General features: G+C 42.8%; 7 protein-coding genes. All 7 read right to left on the bottom strand.

The window, feature by feature from the left end:
• Nucleotides 1–132: 132 nt before the first annotated feature.
• Nucleotides 133–1251 carry a flavodoxin-dependent (E)-4-hydroxy-3-methylbut-2-enyl-diphosphate synthase gene (gene ispG / locus PR725_RS04130; RefSeq protein ID WP_004264895.1) on the bottom strand — a complete coding sequence of 373 codons (1119 nt, stop codon included), beginning with the start codon at nucleotides 1249–1251 and terminating at the stop codon, nucleotides 133–135.
• A gap of 192 nt (nucleotides 1252–1443) precedes the next feature.
• Nucleotides 1444–2388 (bottom strand): cytoskeleton protein RodZ, encoded by a 945-nt coding sequence (gene rodZ, locus PR725_RS04125; protein ID WP_004912642.1) that lies wholly within the window; start codon nucleotides 2386–2388, stop codon nucleotides 1444–1446.
• Nucleotides 2389–2590: 202 nt separating this feature from the next.
• Complete coding sequence (locus PR725_RS04120; protein WP_004912645.1) at nucleotides 2591–3772, bottom strand: bifunctional tRNA (adenosine(37)-C2)-methyltransferase TrmG/ribosomal RNA large subunit methyltransferase RlmN; 1182 nt, start codon at nucleotides 3770–3772, stop codon at nucleotides 2591–2593.
• A 161-nt stretch (nucleotides 3773–3933) separates the two neighbouring features.
• The gene (gene ndk / locus PR725_RS04115) at nucleotides 3934–4359 is read right to left on the bottom strand and encodes a nucleoside-diphosphate kinase (protein WP_004264899.1); all 426 of its coding nucleotides are present in this window, start codon (nucleotides 4357–4359) and stop codon (nucleotides 3934–3936) included.
• Between the two features lie 277 nt (nucleotides 4360–4636).
• Nucleotides 4637–6958, bottom strand: a complete 2322-nt coding sequence (gene pbpC / locus PR725_RS04110; RefSeq protein WP_272567711.1) for a peptidoglycan glycosyltransferase PbpC — start codon at nucleotides 6956–6958, stop codon at nucleotides 4637–4639.
• A gap of 72 nt (nucleotides 6959–7030) precedes the next feature.
• Nucleotides 7031–12070: an alpha-2-macroglobulin family protein gene (locus PR725_RS04105; RefSeq protein WP_272567707.1), complete on the bottom strand. Its 5040-nt coding sequence runs from the start codon at nucleotides 12068–12070 to the stop codon at nucleotides 7031–7033.
• A gap of 316 nt (nucleotides 12071–12386) precedes the next feature.
• Nucleotides 12387–12839, bottom strand: coding sequence for an enhanced serine sensitivity protein SseB C-terminal domain-containing protein (locus PR725_RS04100; RefSeq protein ID WP_272567703.1), 453 nt, complete (start codon nucleotides 12837–12839; stop codon nucleotides 12387–12389).
• Between the last annotated feature and the right edge of the window lie 53 nt (nucleotides 12840–12892).

Here is a 12892-nt window from a genome sequence, read left to right as displayed (position 1 = left end):
CTAATCGGGATTTATCTGTCAATTTGTACGGTGAGCGACCGATTTTAGAAAAAAATGCGGATGATTGATAGAGTGTTTGTTCTAAACATGCCAAACGACTCGGTGAGCCGCTTAGCAGTAGAATACACAAAATTAGTCTTTTAAGTTGACTTCAATCCGCTTGCTTTCATCCATCATCGCCGCTTTGGCTCGAATTTTAGCCTCTAACTGGTCGATAATGTTGTCATTATCAAAACGCTCTTTTTGTCGTTTACCGTCTTCATAAAAACCGCTCTTGGTTTTTGCCCCTGCAACGCCTAGCGTAGAAACTTCCGCTTCACCAGGGCCATTAACCACACAGCCAATAATCGATACATCCATTGGTGTAATGATATCTTCTAAACGCTGTTCTAATTCATTCACGGTACCAATCACATCAAACTCTTGCCGTGAACAAGTTGGGCAAGCAATAAAATTAATACCACGTGAACGAATTCGCAGTGATTTTAAGATATCAAAACCCACTTTAACTTCTTCAACAGGGTCAGCAGCTAAAGAAATACGCAAGGTGTCACCGATACCTTCAGACAATAGCATTCCTAAGCCAATTGCAGATTTTACTGAACCTGCACGGGCACCACCGGCTTCGGTAATCCCTAAATGCAGTGGTTGATCGATTTTATTCGCTAATAAACGGTAAGAGCCGACAGCAAGAAATACATCTGATGCTTTTACACTAACCTTAAACTGATCAAAATTAAGCCTATCTAGGATGTCCACATGACGCATTGCCGACTCAACCAATGCTTCAGGTGTTGGCTCGCCGTACTTCTCTTGAATATCTTTTTCAAGGGAGCCACCATTAACCCCAATACGAATTGGAATATTGTAGTGGCGTGCGCAATCAACAACTTGGCGAATTCGTTCTTCGCTACCAATATTACCTGGGTTAATACGCAAGCAATCAACGCCGTATTCTGCCACTTTTAATGCAATACGATAGTCAAAATGGATATCCGCCACCAATGGAACGCTAACTTGCTGTTTAATCAATTTAAATGCTTCAGCGGCATCCATGGTAGGAACAGAAACACGCACAATATCAACACCCACACGCTCAAGGGATTTTATTTGGCGAACTGTGGCTTCGACATCAGTTGTACGGGTATTAGTCATTGACTGGACAGCGATAGGAGCGCCATCGCCTACGGGTACGCTACCTACATTAATACGGGTGGATTTACGTCTTTTTATCGGTGATTCATTATGCATTTTGGTTTAATTCTCCGAACGTCCATGTGCTCTTTGTTACCGTGGTACTCTTTATTACCGTGATATTCTTTGTTACCGCGATATAGTTTTAACGATTATTTTTATACGCTCAACTATACACAAGAAAGCAAACTATAGCCTATCAAAAAAGATGTTTTCGGATATAGTTTGCTTCTTTTTACCTGTCTGTTTTTAGGCTTCAGGTAACTTCAATTTTGCTGGACGTTTCGCTTTAATGAAGCGGCTTAAATCAACAGTATTGCCTTGAAACTGTACAGTGACATTCGCTGGTGCACCAATATTCAGGCGATAAGGTTGCGGCCCATCAAGTTCCAACTTATCACCATTATTTTTGGTGCCACTAAATAAGATTTTATTATTCGCATCACGAATTTCTAACCAGCACTGGCCAGTAAAATTCAATACTAGGGCTTGACTGCTTGCAGCAACAGGTTCAGCCGTTTCTGTATTTTGTGTTCTGTCTAATGCAACTGAAGATTGCGGTGCATTAGGTAATGGAATTGTTTTGACAGGCTCGGTAATAGGGTCAGTCGCTAATACGGGCTCTTGAGTTTGTAATTCAAGAGTATTTTCCGGTACAACAGGCGCCGTGTCAGTTGAGACGACCTCTGTTGATGTCAGTAATTCAACCGGTGTGGTGTTATTATCTTGCTGGGACAAAATCAAATCATTTTGATTTGCCATTGAAACTAGCTCATTTTTTTGAGCGTTATGATCCTGCCACCACCATATGCCAACCATTGCGATAAGAACAATCACAATCAACCAAGTCAGCTTCATTAACCAACCTTCGCGCTTTTTGCGTTTTTTCCCCAAAGAATAACTTTGCATAGGAGAAACTTTGGCTAACGTAACGGTTTCTTCCGTTTTCATATACGTTTTTAATTCGCTTTCGGGTATACCTACCATACGAGCGTAAAGACGAATATAGCCTCGTAAAAATGTTGGTTCCACGCCAGCGGGAGCAATATCTTGTTCTATCTCTTTTACCGTACTGATTTTAAGGCACAATCGTTCTGCAACAACATCTTGGGTTAGCCCCATGCGCTCACGTGCTTGCGTCAATAATTGTCCTACTGTGGTCGTAGCTTGTTCGGTATTATTTTCGATAGTCATTTGCTGGCAACACTATTTCCAAGTTTAAAAGATATAAAGCAAACATTGAGCAGCTTTATTCGTCAATAATTTATCATCATGTTGAAACAACAATTAAATTTTTCTTATTGCTTCAACTATTGTAGGTGAACAAAGGCGTTTTGCCTAACTCTAAAACGCCCTAAATCATCACCTAATTCACTGATTCAAGCCTATTTATAAATCAGACTGTTTTTACCTTGATAGGTTCCCCTGCTAAGCGTTTTTTCAACGTTCGTTTTGTTCTGTCGATCACGTCGCCAGCAAGTTGCCCACAGGCAGCATCAATATCATCACCGCGTGTTTTGCGCACTATCGTGGTAAAACCATATCCCATCAATACTTTACAAAAACGGTCAATACGACTATTCGAACTTCTACCGTATGGCGCCCCTGGGAACGGGTTCCATGGAATTAAGTTAATCTTACTCGGTGTATTTTTTAAACATTCCGCTAATTGATGTGCTTGCTCAACACTGTCGTTCACGTGATCTAACATCACATACTCAACAGTTACTCGCCCTGCATTAGCATTCGATTTCGTTAAATAACGATTCACACTGTTGAGGAAGGTTTCAATATTGTATTTTTTATTAATTGGAACGATATCGTCACGGATATCATCTGTTGGCGCATGCAATGAAATCGCTAACGCAACATCAATCATATCCCCTAGCTTATCCAGTGCAGGCACAACACCTGAAGTGGAAATCGTGACACGGCGCTTAGATAGACCAAAGCCGAAGTCATCTAACATAATTTCCATCGCAGGGACGACATTATTCAAATTCAGCAATGGTTCGCCCATTCCCATCATCACAACGTTGGTAATTGGACGACGTCCACTGGATTTCAGTGAACCAATAATTTTGGCAGCTCGCCAAACCTGACCAATAATTTCTGAAACACGTAAGTTACGGTTGAAGCCTTGTTGCGCCGTAGAGCAGAATTTACATTCCAATGCGCAACCCACTTGTGAAGAAACGCACAATGTTGCACGGTCTGCTTCTGGGATATACACCGTTTCAACCAGTTGGTCACCCACTTTGATTGCCCACTTAATGGTGCCATCTGATGAACGCTGTTCATCAGCGACTTCTGGTGCACGGATTTCCGCGACTTCTTTCAGTTTTGCTCTAAGGACTTTATTAATATCGGTCATTTGGTCAAAATCATCATAGCAATAATGATAAATCCATTTCATGACCTGATCCGCGCGGAACGGTTTTTCACCCATTTGAGCAAAGAACTCGCGCATTTGCTTGCGGTTTAAATCGAGTAAATTGGTTTTTTGGTTCGTTTTTTCTGGTGTGACAGAAATAGCGGAAGAAGTTGCACATTGTGCATCTGTCGTCATATCAGACATGGTGTATTGCCTCGTTGTTACACTTTCGGCAGTGCTAGTAGTGAGTATAGCACGACGTAATTTTTGCGGTCTTAAAAATATAATCGCCCCGCTAATCATAGCAGGGCGTCGCATTGTACAAACTTTATAACAATAATGCTAATGCATTAGTTAAAGAAGTCTTAGCGTGGGCAGATTTCATCAGCAGTGAAGAAATACGCGATTTCACGTGCAGCAGATTCTTCAGAGTCTGAACCGTGAGTTGCGTTTTCAGTGAAACTGTCTGCGTAGTCTGCACGTAAAGTACCCGCTAATGCGTTATCTGGGTTAGTTGCGCCCATCAGGTCACGGTGACGTTGGATTGCGTTTTCACCTTCTAACACTTGCAGCATGATAGGGCCTGAAGTCATGAATTCAACCAGACCTTCAAAAAAAGGACGGCCTTTGTGTTCAGCGTAGAAGCCTTCAGCTTGCTCACGAGTCAAATGCATCATTTTAGCAGCGATGATTGTGAAACCCGCGCTTTCAAAACGGTTGTAGATTGCACCAATAACGTTTTTCTTCACAGCGTTTGGTTTAATAATAGAAAATGTACGTTGAACAGTCATAAATAACCTCTTAGCGATTCATTAGGCCTTTATTCTTTATTCTTCCCTGTAACTTAGGATGCAAGAACTTAAAATAGGCATGTTGTAGTTTTTTATATTATTTCTAATTCTATTGTTAGGCCTTTAGACTTCAAAAGCAACCATATCTAGGAAAAAGAAAAATAAGGCGATGATTATAGGGGCTCTGATTACAATTTCCTACAGTCACAACAACATTTTGTTAAATTTTTTATAGCAAAAAACACTATTTTTTCGGGTAAGTCACGTTTTTCATCTATTACTTCACTCTAAACCTCATTGCCGTCACTTGGCCGCTTAAATCTAATACCGAAATTTGGTAGTTCCCACTTTTATCGAGTGTCAGCAAAATAGAACCGTTTTGCTCGGTTGTATTCACTTGTTCTCCGTTTAAAAACCACCATTTCTGCCCTTGCCCACCCTGCGTGACTAAACGTAAATCTAAGCTGGTTTTCCCGGGTAGACGCTGTAAAACCTCCCCATCACGGATACCAGAAATCAATAATGGCGGCATTTCTAGCTTCATCGGTGGACACGCTAAATCCGCTTTGGGTAAACGGTTCTCACGTTTTTCACTTGATGGCAACCAAGATTCGACGGTAATAGGCCATAAATGTACTTCTTTTTCTTGGGCATTTGGGCAATCTGCCGCGACTTGAAGCCCTTTGTCATTTACCCAGATTTTTTGTCTTAATCCTAATAGTGACTCTTGATCTCGCGCCATTAAAGTAGGCGGAATGGTATTATCCAAGATCCAACTAAGACGCCTTTGGCGGCAGTTATTATCGTCTTTCAGTAATGAAGTTCCTCCCGGCCAGCAGATCACCGCTTGGCTCACACTGGCAGGTTTTACATCTTTTGGTAGTGGTTCGTGGGATTGATAGATTTTGCTCAGTAACATGCCATTAATTTGGTTCATAATCGGAATGGCGGTTGCAAAGCCTAGTTGTCCCGCAACGGGTGTCGCATCAGGCCGCCCAACCCAAACGCCGATGGTATAACGTGGATTAACACCAATCGCCCACGCATCGCGATAACCATAACTGGTTCCCGTTTTCCATGCCAAATTGAGTTGCCCTGATAAATTAGCCTCAGGAACAGGGCGTGCTTCCCCCCCCATAATACGGCGTACTATCCATGCAGCTCCCGGTGACATCAACACTCTATCGCGAATTTCATCGGCTGGTTTAAAACGTAACGGTGACACATTACCTTTTCGCGCAAATGCGCTATAGGCAGAAACTAAATCTTCCATCCGTGTGGCTGTGCCGCCTAAAATCAGCGACAAGTTTGGTTCACTACCTAACGGAAAACGTAGCTCAGTCCCAACATTGCGCAGTTGAGCCGTAAATCGTTTGCTGCCATACACATCTAACAACTGAACCACCGGTAAATTCAATGAACGAACGAGCGCATCGCTAACACTCACTGGCCCATTAAAACCACTGTCAAAGTTCCCCGGACGATAATCATTAAAGCGCCGTGGAACATCTTGTAATAACGATTCCGCATGGATGAGCCCGTCATCCATAGCTAATGCGTATAAGAATGGTTTTAACGTTGAGCCTGGAGAGCGCCAAGCACTAATCATGTCCACATGACCAAAACGGCTATCATCCTGAAAATCAATTGAGCCAATATACGCTTTCACTGCCATATCTGTATGATCAACCACCAAAATTCCCAATGATGTTTGTTTTGGTAGTTGGTTTTTCCAATTCATGACCATGTCTTCCAGTTGCCTTTGCAAACTGGCATCGATAGTGGTTTCAATGATGGACTGTTGCGTATCTTTGGTCACCCTCCTTGCAAGCAAAGGGGCTGAATGCGGATTCTTTCGCGGTGCTAACCAAATTTGTTCTTGTTTAATATCGGCAACTTTTTCAGAGTTCCAGACTTGGTATTCTTCTAACCTATCCAATACTTTATCACGGGCGGCTTGTGCCCTTTGTGGATAACGGTCTGGCCTTAAACGGCTAGGGGCTTGAGGTAGAACAGCAAAGAGAGCCGCTTCACTCGCCGTCAATTTTGCCGGTGACTTATTCAAATATACCCAGCTAGCTGCGCCAATACCTTCAATGGTTCCGCCATACGGAGCACGGTTTAAATACATTTCTAAAATTTCATCTTTCGAATAGTGATATTCGAGTTGAGCCGTACGCCAAAGCTGTTTCAGCTTACCGCCCAATGTTCTTTCATGGGGGTCAATTAACCGTGCAACTTGCATCGAAATGGTACTTCCGCCCGACACAATACGCCCTGAACTCACAAACTGCCCCGCTGCCCTAACTAACGAAAACGGGTTTACCCCCGGGTGACGGTAAAAATGGCGGTCTTCATACGTTAATAACGCTTCGATAAAATCAGGAGAAACCTCTTCGAGTGTAACAGGAAAGCGCCAAATTCCTTCTTTGTCTGCAAAGCGCCACAATGGTGTACCATCAGCTGCAACCACGGTTCGTGCCATTTCAATTTGCTTAATCGGCAACGGCCAAATTTTATCAGCAGCTAAAAAAGCCAGTGGCAAAATAATGACCAACAGAACCAGTGTGATGCCTGTGCGACGTAACCATTTTTTCATTGATGGGAGTACCGAAAATAAATTAAAAAAGCCCTTATATCTGAGTATCAATATAAGGGCTTTAGAAGGTGATTAGCGAACGATTTCTAATTGGCCATCCGAGTAGCCAGTCGCACGCCAGTCAGGGACATACATTGATTCAACTTGTGGTACCGGAATACTATACACACCCGGCGTCACCGCTCGCGCTAAGTAGACTAAGGTCGTTGGGCGGTATTGCTGAACTTCAACCGCAGCCACAAAACGGTCATCACGGTATTCCATATGGCGTATTTGCGATTGCTGCATGTCATCAATTAATTCTTGCAGGTTCGGCGCGGACTCACTCAAATTAGCGCTACTGTTCGCTAAATTTTGGTTTTCCAGTTCTAAGCCTGCGGGCAGCAAGTCAACCACTAACGCATCTGGCACACTTTGGGATGCTTGAACTTCCAGTTTAACCACCACCATTTCACCGCTTCTTAATCTATCTAACGAAATGCGATTGCCTTTCATATCATAGTAGCTACGAGTGATACCTAATACATTCGAGCTTGGTTTTGGTGAATGTTGCGGATAACCCACCACATTTAAGCGTGTATACAGAGTATTCGTTCCGCTGTTTTCGATGCTATAACCTGTCTCCAATTGATCTTTACTCAGGAATTCACTTACAGGTTTATCTGAGACCATTGGGGGTTCTTGGCCATTAATCGTAGCTTTCCACGGTGCTTCACTTTCATTTAAGTAGAAACGACCTGCTAAATATAACGCATTGCTCTCTTGTGTTGAGAAATAACGTTGAGAAGTCAAATTATTAGATAAAGTTTGAAGTTTTTGGTCACGGGATTTTGGCATTAAATTATATTCATTTAATAGCGCAACAATCATCGCATCATCACGGATCACCGAACCGTAATCCCCAACATAGCTGTAGCGGTTACGTTGTTTTTTCAGTCCGTCAATCACTGCACTCTCACCACGTGATTTATCACCCATCAAGTTCAATGCAACTCCAAGCTGAACCAGAGGTAAGCCACTTGCTGCAGAGTTTCTTTGGTTATAAAGTTGACGTAATGTGCCTAACGGTGCTTTTTGCTGTGATGCTAACACTAAACCTGCATAGGCCTGAGTAGCAAAACGAGCGCCCTCTTGGTTTTCCGTATACGGGTAGTTGATTTGACTACCATCCTGTAAATAGCTCAGTAGACGCGTATTGGCGTTACTTATCGCCTCTTGCGGGACAGTAAAGCCACGTTGATTGGCTTTATTCAAGAAATCCGCCGCATACGCAGTTAACCAATACTCTTCGCGACCGTTCCTATCCCATAATGAAAAACCGCCATCATTACGTTGCATACTTAACAAATGTGGAATACCAATTTCAATCGCTTTATGGCGGTCCGCATCTGTTTGCGTTTTAATCCCTAACTTATTCAGTTCGGCTTGGGTTGAGAACAATGAAGGGTATAAACCACTGATAGTTTGCTCTAAACAACCGTATGGATAAGCAAATAACTCTCGAATATAACGTGAGATATCTAATGGCGGACGGCTGGTTAACAGAACTTGCCCTTCAATGGTATCCGGTTGCAGGCCTGCAATTTGGTTAGTTGGCAGTGCCCATGAAGTACCTGGCTCAATGGAAGTGGCAAAAGAAACCGTTTCTGCTGGCTGTGCCGGACGAACACCCACTTTCCAACTATTGCTGTAGTCTTTATTCGCTTCGCCTTGAATTTTCACACCATTAATGGTCATCGAAACTTCGCCTTCACCGAAGCCGTAGTCTGCTCTGACAGGTAAATTAATGGTGGTGCGTTTGCCTTTTGGTAACTCCAACTCTCGGCTGCTGACGCCATCAAGTTTCACCATTCCTGATGCCTTGAAATTAACAGTCACATTTTGTGTGTTATCCGTCATATTGGTCAAATCAAGCGCAAAGTAAGACTTATCACCGCCCGCCATAAAGCGAGGCATCGACATTTGTGTCACTAATGGTGCCGCGACAATCACTTTGCTATCCGCATGGCCGAACTCTTTTTCATTCCATGCTTGGGCCATCACACGTAATTCCCCGTTAAAATCAGGGATAGCAAGGCTAATTTCACCCTCACCGTCTTTATTTAATGTGACAGGTTTGGCTTGCTCCGCAATGATTTGTACTTCAGTGAGTGGCTTCATACCACCACGCTCTAATGCCGCATCCTCGCTGTCACCACCAAAGCGTAAGTTAGCAATCTTACCTTGTCCTTCAATTAAGTGGCCATAAACGTCATACTGATCAACGCCATAGCGCTTGCGGCCAAAAAAGGCGTCATACGGGTCTGGGGTTTTGAAATCCGTGATATTTAATACACCAGTATCAACTGCAGATAACAGCACATTCACTTTTTCAGGTAACGGTTTGCCATCTTGCGCTGTCGCTTTAATTTTTACCGTTAAGTCTTGATTAGGGCGCATTTTGTCTGGCGTCGTTAAGGCCAACGCAATCTTACGGTTTTCATCTGCAATTGGTAAATGCAACACACCCACCGCACGTTTCACCGTGGCTTCTTTAGAGTCATCACCTGGACGAACAACGACGGCAGAAACGTATAAGTCATGACGAGCCCACTCTTTATTGACTGGGATTTCAACGTCTAAGCCCTTTTCTGGTACATCAATTTCTTCCCACCACAGTGGGCCATTACTCGACTCGAGCAATATATAGCCTTTACCGGCTTTAGGGGATTCAATGCGAACTTTGGCTTTTTCACCTGGTAAATACGCAGGCTTATTCAGGCTGAGTTTCACTTGGTCAGGACGAACTGAACCGCTTCCCCCTGTGTTATCTTGCCATGAATACCCCGCCCAGAACTGGACGCTGGAAACGAGCTGATTCTCTGGGTTTAATACCTCTAAACGGAATGCCCCCCAATCCACAGGGAAGGAGACTTTCGCTGTACCGTCTTTGGCGATGGCAATATTTTCATTCGCCATAACAAGGTCTTTTTGGTCATAATTTGAAGACCAACCAGCACTTTCAGACCAACTCCAGTAATAATCACGGCGTTCATACACTAAACGCACGGTTAAGTTTTCTGCTGCCAGTTTATTACCCGCCGCATCCGCCATGACTAATTCAAATTCTGCGAGTGAATTTTCATCCACATTGTGGCGTTTGACATAACGATCTGTGCGGTAATCGTAAATTTCTTTTTTGGCAAATAATGGACGAATACCGACCAGTTTTTCCGCAGGCCAAATGGCTTGCTCAGCACGACGCGTCACTGGACGTCCGCCAGCTTCGAGTAAACTTGCTTGTAAAACTGCCGAAATTGGTGAACGTGTTGAGCTCCAATTACTGTTTGGAATTGAAATGACGGTTTCACCGTTGCTGTCCAGCGTCAAGTCAAACTCATCTAATTTACGAGGTAAGCCCTCTTCATTGACAGCGCCAAATTCAAAACCGGGTAATTTTGCTACCGCTTCACGATCTGCTTTTAAAACAATTTGGCCTTGCAGTTGGTTGTCTGCTGCAGGTGCTCCGTATAAATAACGGCCTTGAATATCAAAATCAACCGACTGGTCTGTTAAACGAGGAACATCACTGCCAACAATTTCCAGCGCCATGCGTTCTGGCATGAAATCTTCAACATTGAATTTGTAATAGCGTTGTGGTGAACCGTCACCTAAATCAAAACGTAACGACCAACCGCCCGTTTCTGCATTTTTAGGAATTTCAAATTGGTATTGATATAACCCATTTTGGTTTTCTTCCGGCTGCCACACGAAACTACGAACCACTTGCCCATCTGTTTTTAATACATCAACTTTAACCGGCTGAGTTTTAACTGGGTTACCATCGCCATCACGCAGTAAGCCATTCACCAGCAGCAGTTCACCCGGACGATATAAATCACGCGGCCCAAAGGTGAAAAATTGTTTTGCATAGCCTTCTGGCCCTGAAATATCAAATTCAGACAGGTCAAGTGCCGGCTGCGTGAGATCAATCATACTGGTTTGCCCTTCATGGGTTGCCAGTAATAATTTTCCACCCGCTAATTTATCTAATTGAGCGTGACCATCACCATCTGTGGTGCCTTTTGTCACTAACTGACCTTTTTCATCCAAAATACGTAGCTCAACGCCTTTAATGGCAGAGCCTTTCGCTAAGGATTGCGTGAAAATATCGACTCGGTCTTGGTAACTGTGTAGTGACACGCCAATATCACTTAATGTGAAGACGGTTGCAGGGAATTGATAGCTATAGCTGCCTGCTTTTTGCATGATGGCCAAATATACGCCATCTTGCTGTAATTCTTTGACATCTTTCAACGGAAGTAAAATAGTTTGGCGAGTATTTTTATCTGGATTTAAATCAAAACGGCCGGTATAAGCCAGCTCCACTTTGTCGAGAAACTCTTCTGAATACCAATACTCATAATTACTACGATACTGCCACTGCGCTAAAAATTGTGGCAGCTGCTTTTCATCCACACGGAAGAAATTAACATCAACCTTATCAACATTCAGCGCAATCACAGGTAAACCCTGTGCGACTTTACTCGGTAATAAAGAGCCTTTACTTGCAAAACCAACTGTTGGGATGATTTGCGCCGTGGTGAGTTTTTTCTCAAAACTTTCGGTCGTTGTACGCTCATTAACCGCTTTAATGCCCGGGTTAATGGTGAGGTTTAATTCTTTAGACGGTGGAAGGTGACGAAAACGTAATTCCATTTGGTTATCAGACAGTTCCCAAGCGCCATCTAACTTACCGGTTTTAACATCAATGAGGTTTATGTACTGGCCAAAATCTTGGTTTGCTTGTAATGGAACGGAGAATGTCACCACCATGGCACTCGCACCATCAAGCTGCAATTCAGACGCATCTAAAATGGTGAGATCTTTCCCTGCATATTTTTTTACCATTTCTTCAGTGGAAAGTTTCGGTGCTGCTTTTTTCTGCTCTGCAACTGGCGCTGTTTTAGTTTGATTTTCTGGCGCTGTCGTGGAAACATTTGGCTCATTTTTGGTTGCTTCTTCTGTATTATCACAACCGGCCAATGCCACGACAGATGCCAACGCAAGTGCTAAATAACGCTTTTTGGTTTTTAGACCCGCCAATGAAGCCCAACTAGATTGTTGTTTCATTACCGCCCGCCCTTTAATTAGTTAAAATTTATTCTGTTTTTTTAAGGTTTTAACAGGAGGTTAAAACCCACTATATACTTGGAAATGGCTAAAAACACACACAGATAAATACTGCTGATATTGTTTCAATTATCAATATAATTTAACAGAATGTGATTAGAACACCTATCAGACAAAACGGAAAAAATGATGGGCGAGAAAAACAGTGAAATGAAATAATATTTTTTAAATAGTAAGCAGAATATATATTTAATAAATGAGCAATATGCCTTTTATGAGTGAGAAAAACATTTTTCTCACTCTATACATGGAACTATTAGGTGTTTTTTACTGGGATTGTGTCTCGTAAGAAGCTACCAAGGCGACGCTGATAAAAAGGCTGAATATGTTGAGTAATAAAGTGGCTGACACCTTGCTCATTCTCATTTACCACACAAAAATCAATAGATTCGTCATCGGCTAAAAACTCACAAGCAAGTGTCCCCGCCTCATGAATAATGGAATCAATATTTTCTGTCCCTGCAGTAAACTCTAACGCTATCATTAATATTGGCGTTTCTTCAGCGTTATTACTCTCTACTGCGGAGACCATAAAACCGCGTCTCACGACTTTGTGTTGTTTAAAAAATTCGCTAAGCGCATCAACAATAGCCTGCGGCTGTTCTTCTAACACACTTAATTTAAGTGATGAGCCTTTCGGTACGGTTAACTCAGTAAATTGGATCTCAGTTTCTTGGGTGGAACTGTTATTATTCGATTGCTGCGACATTGCCAATCCCCTGCTATTAAAAAGAAGAGCTTATTATACTCGCAAATACATCA

The sequence above is a fragment of the Providencia sp. PROV255 genome (assembly GCF_028478065.1).
Classification (GTDB): domain Bacteria; phylum Pseudomonadota; class Gammaproteobacteria; order Enterobacterales; family Enterobacteriaceae; genus Providencia; species Providencia rettgeri.
Note: the sequence above shows the minus strand (reverse complement) of the source record. Positions and strands in the feature narration are given on the sequence as shown.